Below are 17,908 nucleotides of genomic sequence, written 5' to 3' on the forward strand. Positions count from 1 at the left end.
TATTGTTTAAAAATAAATGACTTATAAATGGATTTCATTCTTTTCAATCATTTATATTTTGTCACTAAAACCAACAAAGTTCCGACAAAAAAACAAAGCCTGCAATGATGCAGGCTTTGGAAATGGGTCTTTGGAAATTTAGCGTTTAAAGTCAAACATCAAGGTAATCCAAAATACCTTCTGCTGCTTCTCGCCCTTCCCAGATTGCAGTCACAACCAAGTCAGAACCGCGCACCATATCACCACCTGCAAAGATTTTCGGATTAGAGGTCTGGAATTTGAATTCTTGCTTTTCGGCAGCCAGTACACGACCAGAGCCGTCTAGATCTATGTTTGCACCTGCAAACCAATCAGCCGGAGATGTTCTGAAACCAAAAGCCAGCAATACCGCATCTGCCGGTAAAACTTCTTCTGAACCGGGAATAGGCTCAGGGCTACGACGACCGCGGCTATCTGGCTGGCTGAGTTGAGTAGTTACAAATTTAACACCCGTCACTTTACCATTTTCGCCTACGATTTCAATCGGTTGACGATTGAATTGGAATTCCACACCTTCCTCGCGTGCATTCTTCACTTCACGACGTGAACCTGGCATGTTTTCTTCATCACGACGGTAAGCACAGGTAACCGATTCAGCACCTTGACGAATTGAAGTACGGTTACAGTCCATCGCCGTATCTCCACCGCCTAGCACGATAACTTTTTTGCCTTCAACACTGATATATTCTGATGGATCTTTTTCCCAACCCTGGCAACGGTTCACATTGGCGATCAAGAAATCCAGCGCATCATAAACACCCTCAAGATCTTCACCGGCAAAGCCACCTTTCATATAGGTATATGTTCCCATCCCCATGAATACAGCGTCATAGTCTGCAAGTAATTGATCAATGGTAATATCAGTACCAATTTCAGTATTTAAGCGGAATTCAACGCCCATGCCAGTGAAAATTTCACGGCGGCGTTTCATCACGTCTTTTTCCATTTTAAATTCTGGAATACCAAAAGTCAGCAAACCACCAATTTCAGGACGTTTGTCAAAAACAACAGGTTTGACCCCATTGCGTACCAAAATATCCGCACAACCTAAACCTGCTGGACCTGCACCGATAATTGCCACTTTTTTGTCTGTCCATTTTACCGAGGACATATCTGGACGCCAGCCTAAAGCAAAGGCAGTATCATTGATATATTTTTCCGCATTACCAATCGTTACAGCGCCAAAACCATCGTTTAGAGTACATGCCCCCTCACATAAACGATCTTGTGGGCAAACACGACCACAGACTTCAGGCAAGGTATTGGTTTGATGACAAAGCTCTGCTGCTTGGAAAATACGTCCCTCTGCAATCAGCTTCAACCAGTTTGGAATATAGTTATGTACTGGACATTTCCATTCACAATATGGGTTACCACAACCTAAACAACGGTGGGTTTGGTTTGCCGCCACTTCCGCTGTAAAAGGTTTATAAATTTCCACAAACTCTGCTTTGCGGACATTAATATCTTTTTTCTCTGGATCTTGGCGTGCTACATCCAGAAATTGAAAGTCATTATTTAGGCGCTCTGCCATGTCTCTCTCCGTGGGTGAGCGTGGATAACTTTTTCACTTGTGTATATCTGTGAAGTTATCCACACCTACCTAAAATATGAGTAGTGGAATTATTGTGGATCTGCTTGAGTTGTCTTCAAAAGCGTTTGCAAATTAGCAGCTTTTGGTTTCACAAGCCAGAATTTACGGCTGTAGAAATCAAACTCGTTGCGGATCTTGTACGCCCAAGCACTACCTGTTTCAGCAATATGTTCATCTAAGATGCGAAGTAGGAATTCTTGATGTTCCTCCATTGCTTCTGTAGAAATACGGTTTAACTCAATCAATTCGTGGTTGTAGTAATCGACAAAGTCATTTTCCAAGTCAAGTACATAAGCAAAACCACCGGTCATACCCGCACCAAAGTTGTGACCTACTTTACCGAGTACAGTCACAATACCGCCAGTCATATATTCACAGCAATGATCGCCCGCACCTTCAATTACGGCAAATGCACCAGAGTTACGAACCGCGAAACGCTCACCTGCCGTACCTGCTGCAAATAATTTACCACCAGTCGCACCGTACAAACATGTATTACCAATAATTGCTGTTTCTTGAGTTTGGAATGGTGAGCCTTTTGGTGGGAAAATCGAAACTCGACCGCCTGCCATACCTTTACCCACGTAATCGTTCGCATCACCTTCAAGGCTGATATGCAAACCACCCGCATTCCAGACACCGAGCGATTGTCCTGCCGTACCGGTTAAATTCACTTTGACCGGATGTGCTTCCATACCCAAGTTACCATAACGTTTTGCGATTTCACCAGACAGACGCGCACCAATCGAACGGTCACAGTTACCCACAGTGAAATGGAATGCACCACCTGTACTTGCTTCAATTGCAGGCAGCATTTCAGCGACCATTTTCTCCGCAAGAATACCTTTATCAAATGGCTCGTTGCCTTGCACTTGGCAATATTGTGCTTTACCTTCCGCTGACGGATGTGATTGCAACAACGCACTCAGGTCTAAGTGGGCATGTTTTTCTGTTTCACCTGGCAGCATTTCCAGCAGATCAGTACGACCGATCAAGTCTTTTAATGATGCTACGCCTAGCGCTGCAAGCCATTCACGTGTTTCTTCCGCAATAAAATGGAAGAAATTAATCAGCATTTCTGGCTCACCAATATAATGCTCTTGACGTAAATGATCTTGCTGTGTTGCGACACCCGTTGCACAGTTATTCAAGTGACAAATACGCAGGTATTTACAACCCAAAGCAATCATTGGCGTTGAACCAAAACCGAAACTTTCCGCACCCAAAATTGCTGCTTTGACAACATCCAGACCCGTTTTCAAACCGCCATCTGTCTGTACACGTACTTTGCCACGCAAATCATTGACACGAAGTGCTTGGTGCGCTTCAGAAAGCCCCAATTCCCATGGTGAACCTGCATGATGAATTGAAGATAATGGTGAAGCAGCTGTACCTCCGTCATAACCGGAAATCGTAATGAAGTCCGCATATGCCTTAGCAACACCGGCTGCAATCGTACCTACACCAGGTTCAGAAACCAGCTTCACCGAAACCATTGCTTGAGGATTGACTTGCTTTAAGTCAAAAATCAATTGTGATAAATCTTCAATAGAATAGATATCATGATGTGGTGGTGGAGAAATCAGTGTTACCCCCGGTACTGAGTAACGTAAACGGGCAATTAGACCATTCACTTTACCGCCAGGTAACTGACCACCTTCGCCTGGCTTCGCACCTTGCGCAACTTTAATCTGTAAAACTTCAGCCGATGTTAAATATGCAGGTGTGACCCCAAAACGACCTGAAGCGATTTGTTTAATCTTCGAATTACGGATTGTGCCATAACGTGCCGGATCTTCACCGCCCTCACCGGAGTTAGAACGCCCGCCGATGGTGTTCATTGCGATTGCAATCGCTTCATGTGCTTCAGGTGACAATGCACCTAGAGACATACCTGCCGAGTCAAATCGCGGTAAAATTTCTTCAACCGATTCCACTGCTTCCAATGGGATAGAATGCTCGGTTTTCAGCTTTAACAAGTCACGGATTGTCGCTATCGGACGTGTATTGACCAACTCAGCATATTCTTTAAAGTCAGCATAGTTGCCAGAGCGTACCGCTTTATGCAAAGCATTAATCACATCGGGATTAAATGCATGGTATTCCTTGTCGAATACAAATTTGAGTAAGCCACCTTGGTCGATCGGTTTACGAGATTTCCAAGCTGTTTCCGCTAATTTTTTCTGATCATTTTCAAGATCAGTGAATGTTGCACCTTTAATACGGCTTGGTACACCTGTGAAACACTTATTCACGACTTCATCAGACAAACCAACGGCTTCAAACAGCTGACCACCACGGTAAGAGGCAACTGTAGAAATCCCCATCTTAGACAAAACTTTAAGCAAGCCTTTCTCAATGCCTTTACGGAAATTTGCTTGTGCATGGATTGGATCGCCCAATAACTCACCTTTTGCAATCAAGTCATTGATTACATCATATGCAAGATATGGGTAGATCGCAGTCGCACCAAAACCAAGAATAACTGCAAATTGATGTGGATCGCGTGCTAAAGCAGTTTCAACAATAATGTTAGCATCGGTACGCAAACCTGCGTTAATCAGGAAATGATGGATTGCGCCTGTTACCATGGCAGAATTGGCAGGCAGATAACCCTGACGGATTTTCTTGTCTGAAATTACCAATAAAGTTTTGCCATCACGAATCGCCTGTGCAGATTCTTCACAGATTCTGCTGATGGCAGCTTCAAGACCTTCCGTTTCCGGATAGTTCAAATCAATGTCAGCAATTTCATAACCTTTACGACCCAAGGTACGGATTTGGTGCATTTTTGAATTGGACAATACAGGACTTGAAATAATCAAACGATCTGCATGTTCAGGTCCTTGCTCAAATACATTCTGTTCACGTCCCATACATGTCTCGAGTGACATCACAATAGATTCACGTAATGGATCGATCGGTGGGTTTGTAACTTGAGCAAATTGTTGTCGGAAATAGTCGGTCACATGACGAACTTGACGTGACAGTACCGCCATAGGGGTATCATCACCCATTGAACCTACAGCTTCTTGACCACTTTCCGCGATTGGGCGTAATAGTTGATCACGTTCTTCAAAGGTTACCATAAACATTTTTTGTGCTGCTTTAAGGTCATCGCCTTTTAAGCCTTGATCACATAAATATTCTTCAAGTTCCGGGCTGCCTTGTACACGAACTGAATTTTCACGTAACCATTCACGATATGGACGCATTTTTTTCAGATGGTTACTGACATCTTTAGTATCCAGCATTTTACCTGTGAATGTATCAATCACCAGAATTTGTCCAGGTCCTACACGCCCCTTTGAAACAACATCTTCTGGCTCATAACCCCAAACACCAATTTCCGATGCCAAAGTAATGTAACCATTTTTAGTGATCACCCAGCGCGCAGGACGTAAACCATTACGGTCAAGCATACAAATCGCATGGCGACCATCTTGAATCACCAGACCTGCTGGACCATCCCATGCTTCCATGTGCTTTGAGTTGAACTCATAAAATGCACGCAAGTCAGCATCTAAAGTCTCAACGTTTTGCCAAGCAGGCGGTACCAGCATACGCAATGCACGGAATAAATCCATGCCTCCACCCACCAGAAGCTCCAGCATGTTGTCCATACTTGAAGAGTCTGAACCTGTACGGTTTACAATCGGGTCAAGCTCAGTAATACCAGGTAATAATGGGTTTTCAAACTTGGGAGTACGTGCTATTGCCCAGTTACGGTTTGCTGTAATGGTGTTGATCTCACCATTATGTGCCAAGTAACGAAATGGCTGCGCCAGTGGCCAGCGTGGCAGTGTATTGGTTGAGAAACGCTGATGGAAAACCACAATATGAGAATCCAAACGCTCATCCGCAAGATCTGTATAGAATTCTGCAATATATGCAGGCATCATCAAACCTTTATAGCTGATGACGGTAGAACACAATGTAGTGACATAAAAATATGGATCAGCCGTCAACTGTTGCTCAGCACGGCGACGCGCCATCAATAACTTGCGGTTGAACTCAACCTCAGTTACCCCCATTGGGCAGTTGACAAAAATTTGTTCGAAAGCAGGCAAGGACTGCATCGCAATTGAACCCAAGGCGTCATTGTTGGTGGGAATTACGCGCCAGCCAATTACACGACAGCCTTCCTCCTCAATTTCTTTAGTGAGAATTTTTTTCGCATGCACTGCAAGAGCAGGATCCAAGTTTAAAAATACTGTACCGACTGCAAAGACTTCACTCAATGTAATGTCACTGATTTTCTTTGCTTCTTCACGGAAGAATGCTTTCGGCATAGCCAAGAGTAAACCACATCCATCTCCGGTCTTACCATCTGCGGCAATACCACCTCGGTGCGTCATACAACTTAGACTATGAATCGCGGTCTTGACTAAATCATGACTCGCATCACCCTGCATATGGGCAATCAAGCCGAAACCACAGTTATCTTTAAACTCATCCGGTTGGTATAAACCTTGAGCGGGAGCTACAGTATTAGGCGATGGCATGTGCATAGCGTACCCTTCTTTCTACATAGGCCCTTGAGGGCGAAAAACATTCAAACACTAAATTACGATTTTTAAGTATTTTCGTATACCAAGTAAACACTTAGTCTAAATTGAATACCAGTCTGTTTTTACTTTAATTGCAAAATTGTTTTACAGCTTTCGCACTGAAATAAAGCACCAACCCTGACTTAAAATCGCACACCAACTAAATCATTTCGCTCCAAAATAGGGACAATCAACTCAATTAGCGCAACAATAAAGCAAAAAATATGCCAGTTTTTATTTTTGTTCACCAAATCGCTAAAATACAGTGAAATAAAGATCTTGATTAAAAAGTGATGTTTCTTGTAAATATATTTTTAGCACCATTATTGTGCAAATTATAAATCTCACGATTTATTTTGCTTCATTTTAGCGCTCATTAATTAAATGGATCACTCACTTCATGCTCTACAGGTTTCTTTTCAGTTGCAGCAGCACTCGATTCTTTCGTACCTGACGGTGCTTGAGTCGTTGAATGTGATTTTTGCACATCAACAACCTTGCCTGAGGCATCACGACGGGTAATCGTGGTCTTGGTCGTTTCACTGCTTGTACCGGAAGGATTCGTCAATGATGATAAAGCGGATTTAGCTTGAGCCAATACGGTTTCATCTACAACTGGCAGTGGTGCTGACTTCAATTTAACTTCATAAAGTTTATTGGCACTTGCCATTTCATCTGCACCTAAATCATTCACCAAAGAGATATATTTCTCAAATTGAATTGATTGGGGATGTATCGATGCTGGCAATTTGAGATTTAGCTGTTGTAATTGTACTTTCGCCTGATCATCAGTTTTAAATAATCCATACGCCAAAACATACTGTTCTGTTTGATTTTCACCACTTAAACGGAAATAGATAAAATTTTTTCGATCGGCTTGTTTTTGCAAAAAACTTTGAATGACATCTTCATTCGAAGCTTTGAACAATTCGATTGTCCATGCCTTTTTATTTTCTTGAAAAAACTTTGTTCCTCGAAATTCAGCATCGTGATTGCCCGCGGTTACTACACGAGTCGTCATTTCAAGTGGACGCACTTCATCCATTAAAGCACCCAAATGTGTTGTCGCCGCTACTTTTTCCGGTTGAATCTGGACTTGAGTTTCTTCTATCGGATTTTCCACAGTGACCAATGCTTTAGTATCTGTGACCGCCCAAAAAATCACGGCAATCACTAGACACAGCAATCCACCAACCAACCAAATATATTGTCGAATATTTTGCCAATTTGTACGAATTGCTGCCATTTGAACATGAACCTTTTTCTATATTTGATTTGCTAAAATCGCTTGTTTCATCAACTCGACGTCAAAGTCATTGGTAATGACAGCTTGCCCAAGTTGTTTCATCAATATTAAACGAAGTTGACCATTCAACACTTTCTTATCGTGTGACATATAAGCCAAAAATTCATCTAATGGAATTTGAGGACATGCTACAGGTAATTGTGCGCGTTGTATGATTTTTTTTGTACGTGCCAAATCATCAAATGAAATCCACCCCATACGATGAGATAAATCTGCAGCCATCACCATTCCAGTTGCAACTGCTTCACCATGCAACCAGACCCCATAACCGAGATAAGACTCAATGGCATGTCCAAAAGTATGCCCGAGATTTAACAGCGCTCGCTCACCTTGTTCTTTTTCATCATTGGCGACAATACGGGCTTTATGTGCGCAGGAACGATATACGGCTTCAGCCAATAATTCAGGATCTTGAGCAACTAGACCTTCCATATGTGCTTCCAGCCAAACAAGGAATTCCACATCTCCCAACAACGCGTATTTAATGACTTCTGCCAAGCCCGCTGAAAGTTCTCTTGGAGCTAAGGTTTTCAATTGCGCCATATCTGCTAACACCACTTGGGGTTGCTGAAATGCACCAATCATATTTTTACCCAGTGGATGATTGATTCCAGTTTTTCCACCCACACTTGAATCCACTTGAGACAAGAGCGTTGTGGGGACTTGAATAAAATAAACACCCCGTTGAAAACATGCTGAGGCAAATCCAGCCATATCTCCAATCACACCGCCCCCCAAAGCCAAAACCGTACAGTCACGGTTGAAGCCTGCCTCGAGCAGCGCATCAAAAATCAGGTTAAGATGTTCAATATTCTTATATTTTTCACCATCTGGCAGGACACATGTTGCAACTTGCTTACCCAATTGTTGAATCGCTTCAACATAATGCGATAAATATAGAGGTTGAACAGTACTATTGGTCACCACCATCACTTGACGCCCTTTAATATAAGGTTCAAGTAACGCTTGCGGATTTAAATGACTGCCAATAAAAATTGGATAGCGACGCTCACCCAGTTCAACATGTAAAGTTTGCATGATCCTGCCAAATAACAATGAATAATAATTTACCGATTAAACAATTTCTTTTGAAACAATCAACTGCAATATTTTCAGTGCCAAATCTCGTGCAGCACCCTGATTGGTTTCAATAATATAATGCGCGACATCTCGATACAATGGATCACGAATTTTAAGCAAATCTCTTAATTTTTTTTCGGGATTTTCTACTTGTAACAAGGGGCGATTTTTATCCCGATGTGTACGCAATAATTGAATTTCGACAGGTGTATATAAATAAATCACAATACCGCGATGCTTGAGATATTCACGATTCATGGCTTGCGTTACCGCTCCACCGCCTGTCGCAACAACTAAATTCTTTTTGGAGGTCAAATCATCAATGACGATGGTTTCTCTGGTACGGAAACCTTGTTCTCCCTCTTTTTCAAAAATCCAAGGGATGGATGCACCTGTTTTTCTTTCTATTTCATGATCGCTATCTAAAAAATCACGACCTAACAGTTCCGCAAGATGCCGACCGACTGTTGTTTTTCCCGCTCCCATGGGCCCTACCAAATAGATATTTGGTAGGGTTTCAAACTCTTTGCTTGGCAAGGAGTCACCTATCGAATTGCTTTCATTGAAACTATATTAATGATTTCTCGTACGACTGTCATTAACAATTCTTGGTGTCACAAAGATTAACAGCTCACGTTTATTATCTGACTTGACGTCTTTTCTAAATAATCGCCCGAGATACGGAATATCTCCCAGGAAAGGTACTTTGGTTTGGCTGTTTTTAGTTTCTTGCTCAAAAATTCCACCCAAAACTACAGTTTCGCCATTATCCACCAAGACATTGGTATTAATTTCATTTTTATTGATCGCCACATTTCCATTAACTACCTGACCCGCTGAATCGCTTGTCACGTTAAGCTGCATTTGGATTTTACCATCGGGTGTAATACTCGGCGTTACGTCCAGACTCAACAGAGCATCTTTAAACTCAGTTGTCGCAACCGCACTACCTCCCGCAGTTTGTGTAGATTGATATGGAATTTGTTGACCAGATGCGACTTTGGCCTTTTGTTTATCCGCCGTCATGACTTTTGGTGTTGAAATCACTTCACCATAGCCATCTGCTTGTAAGGCAGATAACTCCAAGTCCAGCATAAAGTCAGACATACTGATTAAACCAAAAGCAATTTTACTTGCACCAGGTGTTGTAACACCAAGGTCTACATTGAGATTATCAGGACGTGTAATGGTATATTTCCCATTACTATCTGGTGTTTTTAAATCCCACAGGGTCTGATCGCTTCCTCCCACCAACAAGTCATTATTTTTGGTAATCCCTTGAGATAGAATTCCCCATTTTACCCCCATCTCTTTAGTGAAATCGGTTGTGGCACGTACAATTCGAGCCTCAACCATGACCTGCTTGACCGAAATATCCAATAAATCAACCATTTTTCTAATTTGATCAATTTTTAAAGCGGTATCAGTCACAATCAAAGTATTTGTACGAGCATCTACAGTGACAGTCCCACGAGGACTTAATAAACTTCCAACATTATTGCCATACGGATCTAAATTATTTAAATCCACGTTATTTGATGTATTTGTATTCGTATTATTTGAATTTTTCGAGTTTTTTCCTTCTGTAATCAACTTGAGTATGTCTGTCGCCTTTGCATAATTCAACTGAATATATTCAGTTTGAATAGGTGCTAATTTAACACTTTGAGCCAATGCTTTTGCTTCATCTTCTTCCGCTTTAATTAACTCAGTTACAGGCGCAATCCAAATCACACTGCCATTACGGCGTTTATCCAAATTCTTTGTTTTTAGGATAATGTCTAAAGCTTGATCCCACGGTACATCTTTCAGGCGCAAGGTAATATTGCCTTGCACCGAATCGGCAGCCACCATGTTGATTCCAGTAAAGTCAGCCAACAACTGCAACACACGACGAACTTCAATATCTTGGAAATCTAAGGAAATCTTCTTGCCTGTATAAGACTGACTAGCATTTGGGCGAGCCAATTTATTTTCTGGAGGTCGTTTCAAACTGACCGTTAATTTATTCTCAGCTTGGAAAGCCATATATTCATAGCTGCCCGACGATTGAATGGTGATGACACCATTGGAACCATCGTTATAAGCGTCTACGCTAGAAACAGGCGTTGCAAAATCATTGACATTTAAACGACGCAATAAATGTGCAGGAATTTTATTTCCCAAAGTTCGAATAACAACTTTACTGCCTTGCTGTTGAACATCCACAGGGGTATTTGCACCTGAAAGACTGACGATCACCTGTCCTTCGCCAGCATTTCCACGTTGGAAACCAATGTCAGCAATTCCCTGATTTTGTTTATTGACTACAGGAGAGACATAACTTGGTAAGCTCGGTGCCTGATTGGCATTATTAATTTTTAAAATAAAAGTATTGCCTTCAACACGTGTTGTAAAAGCACCACTATTTTTTAAATTCACTGTTAATCGAGAACGTTGATCATCGGCAGCCACATCAACTGTTGAAGCCTCATCACTGCTCACTGGAATGGATGTCTGACCAATATTTTGCTTGGCATTGTCAAAATCCAAAATCAATCGAGAAGGATTATCCAACTGATAGGCCTGTGGCTGCGGAGGAAGACCATTAAACATGACGCGGATTTCTGTACCTTGCCCCGGTATTTTCATCGGAACAATGTTGGTCATTGTGGTCTGTGCTGCTGCAACTTGTGTAATCGCAATTGCTACCGTCGCCATAGTAAATTGACGAAGTTGACTATTCATAAACTTACCATCCCCAATCAAGATATTTTTCAAACTCTTTTTCATTTTTATTCCTTTATACCGTTTTAATCCACTGGACCAATTAGAACTAGACTCCGCGGTCTTTCTATATAACCGTCTCGGCCATCTGGAACAATTTCTAATAAATCAATACGGGTCGGCGTAATTTCAATAATTCGACCCTGATTCATCCCCATGTAATTGCCCAGTTGAACACGTTCAATTTCCCCATCTGGCGTCTGGATTAATCCTACTGTTTGCCCTGCATTGCCCTTCATGCTTCCTTTCAGTGTTAATGACTCTAAAGGATAACTTTCCAGTGGCTGTGGTTGTCTAGAAAAATTCGGATAAACTCGTTTTCCCGACATCACCTTTAATTCATTTGCCAATGAACTTGGTAAAAATGGGCTACGCAATTGTTGTGCGGAGTAATTAAAACTTGGCACAGGATTAAATACAGGTGCAGGTTCAATCGGCAACGGAGGTTGACTGCGAATATTTGCCATTTCTTGATTGACTGCATCAATTCTTGAATCACAACCCACCAATACCATTGCCAAAGAAATTCCACAGATTATTTTATTGTAGTTTTTCATTGTGGTGTTCCTCCTTGCTGTGGTGTCGAAGGTGCAGCTGGATTTGCCTGATTCACATTTTTTTGTGCTTTCTGTTCATCAGCACCAATATAACGATAGGTTTTCGCCTTAATGGTGTAGTCAATCACAGGGACATCTGATTTTTTGTCTTGGCTGGCTGTTCCTGTAATCGTAAAATCATGCAGAGTAACAATACGTGGTAAAGCCGCAACACTGCTTACAAAACTCCCAAATGAGTGATAATCCCCTGTCGCATCAATGGAAATAGGCTGTTCAATGAAGAACTCCTGTTTCACTTCAGGTTCAAGTCTGATATTTTTAAATTTTAGGCCTGAACTCACCCCTGTCACGTTGATATCTTCAACTAAACTTGGAATTTCAGTTTCTTTAGGCAACTGCTCTAGCTGTTGATTGAAATTCGCTTCCATCTGTTGTAACTGAGCTTGATATTGCTGCAGATTTCGTAACTTAGAATCTTTTTCCTTAAATTCATTCAGTAGATTCTGTTCAACTGTACGCGCCTGATCAATTGCATCCAGCTTAGGTCTGACTGCAAGAAAGTAGCCAATCGCACAGACCAAGAAGAACAGAAATATCCAACAGGTAATTTTCACCGACAATGGCCAACTACCGTAGTTATTCATATCCAAAGTGTTGAATTGTTGAAAAAATTTCTCAACTGTCATTTTATTCTTTTTTGGAGCATCATTCACCGATGAATCTAATTGCTCAAAATCTTCACGACTCATTTGGCACCCCCAGCAGCTGGAACTTGTTCAGCCTTTGTCGCACGATCATCTGCTACAGAAGCGATTTCCCCTAAATCCACAGTGACAACAAAACTTCCATAAGACTCCTCTACTCGAGGAATCACAGATGTTTGTGCTTGATTTTTATTTTCTTCCGCAGCCAAGAATGAATTCATAAAGGCATTTCTATACCATTCCGAAGCTTCTAAACCACGTAATAATTCAGCAACGGTATTTGGACTTTCAGCTTTACCTTCGATGGTAAATTTATCCCCGACACGGCTGAATTTCGTGATGTACATTTGTGCTGGAACCACACGTACCAATTCATCAACTAAACGTACAATTACTGGACGCTGACCTTGCAGGCCTTGAATGAGCTTCATTCGCTCAATGATGGCATTACGACGCTCTTGCAAACCATCCAGGGTTTTTAATTGCATATCGAGGTTTTGATTGGTACTGGTAACCAACTGATTTGCTTGCTCTTGATCTTCAAGCTTATGATCAAAATAAAACCATGCCAATAACACAGTTGCCAATCCAATCAATGCAACACCCACACAGATTGCCACAAATTGTTTCTTTTTCTGTTCTCTTAGCTCGTCACGCCAAGGGAGTAGGTTAATCTTTGCCATTAATCAAAACTCCTCAACGCTAAGCCACATGCAACCATGAGTGATGGTGCATCATTTTCTATTTTTCTTAAGTCAATTTGCGGTGAAAAACCCATTTGTAAAAATGGATTTGCAACAGTGACTCGATAGCCTAATTTTTGTTGTAATAATTTTGCCAAACCTGGGATATTTGCATTTCCACCTGCCAGCAAAATATGATCAATCTCATTAAATTGTGAAGAGGAGAAGAAGAATTGTAATGAACGTGCTGCTTGCTGGACCACCGCCTCTAAAAACGGCATTAACACTTCTGTTTCAAAATCATCGGGCAAAGTTCGGTCTTTTTTGGCACGACCTGCTTCCTCATAAGATAAACCATAACGGTTTTGCACATCTTGTGTAAGCTGTTTGCCCCCAAACACCTGCTCACGTGTGTAAATAATCTTACCTTTCTGCATCACAGACAACGTGGTCATGGTATGACCAATGTCTAGGATCCCAACAAGATTCACTCCGATGGGTAAAGTATCGGAGAAGACATCAAATGCACGTTCTATGGCATAGCTTTCTACATCTGCAATTTTAGGAGATAAACCTGCAATTTCCAGAACTTCAACACGAGACTCAATATTTTCAGCACGTGTCGCCACCAAAAGCACATTCACTCGATTCGGATTGGCCAGCCTGTCATTCAATACTTCAAAATCTAAGCTGACTTCATCCAAAGGAAAAGGAATATATTGTTCAGCGTCCATTCGAATCTGAACTTCTCTTTCCTCATCGGACATATCGGCGTCCATTTCTATGATTTTGTGAATCACCATAGAGGTAGGCACTGCAACAGCCACATTTTGCGATTGAGGGTTAGCAAGATTCACTGCTCGCTCTAATGCATCTGCAACTGCTTCTGGATTAAGAATGTTTTTTTCAACCACACTCCCATCAATCAGCGGACTTAATCCATAACTTTCAACCCAGTAACGACCGTTCTTAACAGAGAGCTCTAAAATTTTTACAGTAGTAGAACTAATATCTACTCCTACCAACCCCTTATTTTGCTTACGATATAGTCTAAGCACGATACATTTCCTATTATTTTTTTATCCCCAACAAATAACACAAACTAGCTGTATTTGGTCTTAATTTTTTACAGATACAATATCCCATCTAACAATCCATCACATGAGAAGCTATACTGACCACAATTAGTTTGCCATTAGCTATTATTAAAACTTACTTGTTATGAAAAAGCTATCTTGTTCAGGTCATATTCATCCCTTTTTTTTGCTGATTATTATTATCTTAGTCGCAATTCCGATGGGCTTTTATGGAATGTACCTATATATTGCCCCATCTCTGCCAGAAATGAGCTCTTTAAAAAAAGCGCCATTGCTAAAACCTTTACAAGTTTACTCGGCTGACAATCAATTAATTGCTGAATATGGTGGCAAGCTTTCTGTGCCTGTGGAATACGATCAGATTCCGCCACACTTCATTCATGCTTTTCTTGCCGCTGAAGATTCATCTTTCTTTGAGCACAGTGGAATCAGCTTTAAGGGCTTAGGGCGTGCATTGAGTGAAAGTGTGACTGGATCAAATGTACAGACAGGTGGTTCAACAATCACGATGCAGGTTGCCAAAAACTATTATCTCTCTCCTGAACGTACTTTGAAGCGCAAATTGACCGAAGTATTTTTGGCGCGAAAAATAGAACAAAACCTATCTAAAGAAGAAATCCTATCGTTGTATGTCAATAAAATATTCTTAGGTAAAAATGCCTATGGTATTGCTGCTGCAGCAAAAATTTACTATGACAGAAGCTTGGATCAACTCAGTATTGCACAAATGGCAATGATTGCTGGTTTACCTAAAGCTCCGTCTAAATATAATCCTGTTGTAAATCCTGAACGTGCACTGGAACGTCGTAACTGGATTTTGGGACGAATGCTCCAATTAGGTTATTTGAAACAGGCTGAATATGAAAAAGCCGTGGCTGAACCGATTAATTTGAGCATGCCGGATCGCGGTTTAAGCAATAAATTTCCTTATGTCGGTGAAATGGTTCGTGCTGAACTGGTTGAAAAGTTTGGTGAACAAGCGATTGATTCGGGTTATAAAGTCTATACAACGGTCAACAGTCAGCGTCAGCAATATGCTGAAGATGCTGTGCAAAAGGGTTTAGAAGATTACGACCGTCGTCATGGTTGGCGTGGCGCTGAAGCACATGACAAGCCCCTCAAAGATTTTATTCCTTATGCCAATACCTATCCTGCCGAAGTCATTAAAGTCGGCAGCAACACCTTTGAAGCCAAAATGCAAGATGGTTCGACGGTAACTGTCCCTTGGTCTGGAATGTCTTGGGCAAGAAAATACATCAATGCCAATGCTGTTGGTGGTGCACCAAGTCGTGCCTCACAGATTGTGTCAGTGAAAGATATCATCCGTTTGCGCCCCAATGACAATAAAACCGCATGGTCATTGGTACAGACTCCAAAAGTCCAAGGTCAGCTTATCGCCATCAATCCAAATGATGGTTCGATTGAGGCGGTCGTTGGGGGTTACAACTTCTATCAATCTAAATTTAACCGTGCATTACAAGGCTGGCGCCAACCTGGTTCAACCATTAAACCGTTTGTATATGCGCTGGCACTCGAACGTGGTATGACGCCTTATACCATGGTGAATGACAGTCCGATTACCATTGGTCGTTGGTCACCTAGAAACTCCGATGGTCGTTATTTGGGTATGATCCCCTTGCGTCGTGCCCTGTACCTGTCTCGTAATACAGTATCAGTACGTTTGCTACAGAGTGTTGGTGTAGAACGTGCGCGGCAATTATTAATGGACTTTGGTTTACAGGAAGATCAAATTCCACGTAACTTCACCATTGCTTTAGGCACACCACAAGTACTTCCAGTACAAATGGCAACAGGCTATGCTGCCATTGCCAATGGAGGATACCGTATTCAACCCCATTTTATCAGTCGTATTGAAGATGCTTTTGGTAAAACCATTTACGAGGCTACCCCAGAATATGCATGTATTCCATGTATAAACCAAAAAAATCAGACTGCTGATGCTGAAGTCACCCCAGATGATGAAGTGATTGAAGGCGCAAATCTCAGTGTTGATGATGCAGCAAAACCTTTAAGTAAAGAAGAACAAAGTAAATATCGTCAAGCCCAGCGTATTTTAAAATCACAGTCGGCTTTCGACATGGCAAATATTCTGCGTGATGTGATTGTACATGGTACAGGTCGTGCTGCACTTAAAATTGGTCGTGATGATATTGGGGGTAAAACAGGAACAACGAATGATGCCAAAGATGCTTGGTTTGCAGGCTTTAACGGTAAATTGGTTGCGATTGCCTGGGTTGGCTTTGATCAACCCACTACATTAGGTCGACGTGAGTTTGGTGGTATTGCTGCCCTTCCGGTGTGGACCAGCTTTATGGATAAAGCTTTAAAAGGCACGCCATCGGCTTGGGTACACTTTGATAAAGATGCTAAAGCACCAATTTCGCGTGAACAACGCCACCAAACTCAAATTGAAGGGCAAACACAAACGGAGGCTTATGGTTCATCGCCACCTTTAGCCCGTCCAATTTTTAGACCGGCACCTGTTGCTCCGACACGTAACGCGTCCAATGATTTTGATGATTTACCAGAAGAAGGCAATGATCAGCCGTTAAAACCAAATAAAGCAACACCACCTGCGATGAATCAAGGTGCTGCAAAACGGGAACAAGACTCGCTTGAAAATTTGATTAATGAAGTTCAATAATTAAATTACGCCATAAAAAATGCCATCAACTGATGGCATTTTTTATGGCGAGTAACTGGCTATTTTTTCTGAAAAACATAAATTTGAAATGCTGCCTTCAATTCAGTTTGCAGTTGTTGCTCTAAAACCATACGCTTTTCAGATTTAGCTTTATATGCATAAGGTGTCATCGCAATCAGATTTTTTAACTGTATTTGATTTAACTCAAAAGTCGTTTCCACAATCGGTTGTTCAACCAAATCAAAATGTGTTTGTAGTTGCTCAACAAACTTATGAGGATCATGTACCTTCACTTCATCAAACAAGCCTTCTCGCATTGCATACAAATGCTCGGGGGCAGGGGTCACCACAATCAGATAAGCCTGAGGTTTAAGTACCCTTAAAATTTCCTCGCTAGGGATTGGACTAAACAAACTGGTACATAGATCTATGGTTTGATCTAAAACGGGTAATGTTGCCCCCGTTCCCACAATCCAAGTCACTTTTTTATTCAGCTTTGCAGCCACCTGAACTGCATTTTTCGCAATATCTACCCCAACACACTGCATCACTTCATGTTGCATTGCATCGGTATAGTAACCTTCACCACAACCGATATCCAACAGGTTTTCAATACGCAAATCGCGAATCTTTTTTACAATGGCTTGTTGTAAAGGTGCATAAAATCCATCACTGAGAAAAGCCCGTCGCGCCTGTACGGATTCAACAGTATCACCTGGATTCTTACTGTGTTTGTGCTGTACCACATGTAAATTGACATAGCCTTGCTTTGCGACATCATAACTATGATGATTTACACAGCGCCAAGTCCGACCTGACAGGCTTAACCCCTCACGGCATACAGGGCACATCAATAAATTCATCGTA

Annotated in this window: 12 protein-coding genes; 1 reads left to right on the plus strand and 11 read right to left on the minus strand. The window is 41.6% G+C overall.

Annotated elements, in window-relative coordinates; genetic code table 11:
• Positions 1 to 151 precede the first annotated feature (151 nt).
• From IMO47_RS10365 to IMO47_RS10410, 10 genes are all read right to left on the minus strand, one after another.
• Positions 152 to 1,573, minus strand: a complete 1,422-nt coding sequence (locus IMO47_RS10365; RefSeq protein WP_196075538.1) for an FAD-dependent oxidoreductase — start codon at positions 1,571 to 1,573, stop codon at positions 152 to 154.
• A gap of 89 nt (positions 1,574 to 1,662) precedes the next feature.
• Positions 1,663 to 6,138, minus strand: coding sequence for a glutamate synthase large subunit (gltB, locus tag IMO47_RS10370; protein WP_196075539.1), 4,476 nt, complete (start codon positions 6,136 to 6,138; stop codon positions 1,663 to 1,665).
• A gap of 421 nt (positions 6,139 to 6,559) precedes the next feature.
• The gene (locus IMO47_RS10375; RefSeq protein WP_196075540.1) at positions 6,560 to 7,429 is read right to left on the minus strand and encodes a hypothetical protein; all 870 of its coding nucleotides are present in this window, start codon (positions 7,427 to 7,429) and stop codon (positions 6,560 to 6,562) included.
• Between the two features lie 18 nt (positions 7,430 to 7,447).
• Positions 7,448 to 8,527 (minus strand): 3-dehydroquinate synthase, encoded by a 1,080-nt coding sequence (gene aroB, locus IMO47_RS10380; RefSeq protein WP_196075541.1) that lies wholly within the window; start codon positions 8,525 to 8,527, stop codon positions 7,448 to 7,450.
• Positions 8,528 to 8,563: 36 nt separating this feature from the next.
• The gene (gene aroK, locus IMO47_RS10385; protein ID WP_004825383.1) at positions 8,564 to 9,106 is read right to left on the minus strand and encodes a shikimate kinase AroK; all 543 of its coding nucleotides are present in this window, start codon (positions 9,104 to 9,106) and stop codon (positions 8,564 to 8,566) included.
• Positions 9,107 to 9,142: 36 nt separating this feature from the next.
• Positions 9,143 to 11,341: a type IV pilus secretin PilQ gene (gene pilQ, locus IMO47_RS10390; protein WP_196075542.1), complete on the minus strand. Its 2,199-nt coding sequence runs from the start codon at positions 11,339 to 11,341 to the stop codon at positions 9,143 to 9,145.
• A 20-nt stretch (positions 11,342 to 11,361) separates the two neighbouring features.
• A complete protein-coding gene (locus IMO47_RS10395) occupies positions 11,362 to 11,892 on the minus strand; it encodes a pilus assembly protein PilP (protein WP_196075543.1) in 531 nt (176 codons plus the stop codon).
• Positions 11,889 to 12,641, minus strand: a complete 753-nt coding sequence (gene pilO / locus IMO47_RS10400) for a type 4a pilus biogenesis protein PilO (protein WP_196075544.1) — start codon at positions 12,639 to 12,641, stop codon at positions 11,889 to 11,891. The genes IMO47_RS10395 and pilO overlap by 4 nt, the downstream gene beginning before the upstream one ends.
• Positions 12,638 to 13,279, minus strand: a complete 642-nt coding sequence (locus tag IMO47_RS10405) for a PilN domain-containing protein (RefSeq protein WP_196075545.1) — start codon at positions 13,277 to 13,279, stop codon at positions 12,638 to 12,640. The genes pilO and IMO47_RS10405 overlap by 4 nt, the downstream gene beginning before the upstream one ends.
• The gene (locus IMO47_RS10410; protein ID WP_196075546.1) at positions 13,279 to 14,337 is read right to left on the minus strand and encodes a pilus assembly protein PilM; all 1,059 of its coding nucleotides are present in this window, start codon (positions 14,335 to 14,337) and stop codon (positions 13,279 to 13,281) included. The genes IMO47_RS10405 and IMO47_RS10410 overlap by 1 nt, the downstream gene beginning before the upstream one ends.
• A gap of 163 nt (positions 14,338 to 14,500) precedes the next feature.
• Between IMO47_RS10410 and ponA the strand changes: the two genes are divergently transcribed.
• On the plus strand, positions 14,501 to 17,041 hold the full coding sequence (gene ponA, locus IMO47_RS10415) for a penicillin-binding protein PBP1a (protein ID WP_196075547.1): 2,541 nt from the start codon (positions 14,501 to 14,503) through the stop codon (positions 17,039 to 17,041).
• Positions 17,042 to 17,100: 59 nt separating this feature from the next.
• On the opposite strand, the gene IMO47_RS10420 is transcribed toward ponA, so the two are convergent.
• On the minus strand, positions 17,101 to 17,904 hold the full coding sequence (locus tag IMO47_RS10420) for a putative RNA methyltransferase (protein WP_196075548.1): 804 nt from the start codon (positions 17,902 to 17,904) through the stop codon (positions 17,101 to 17,103).
• Positions 17,905 to 17,908 lie beyond the last annotated feature (4 nt).

This window comes from Acinetobacter sp. Res13-Abat-PEC15-P4-01, assembly GCF_015676285.1.
Classification (GTDB): domain Bacteria; phylum Pseudomonadota; class Gammaproteobacteria; order Pseudomonadales; family Moraxellaceae; genus Acinetobacter; species Acinetobacter nematophilus.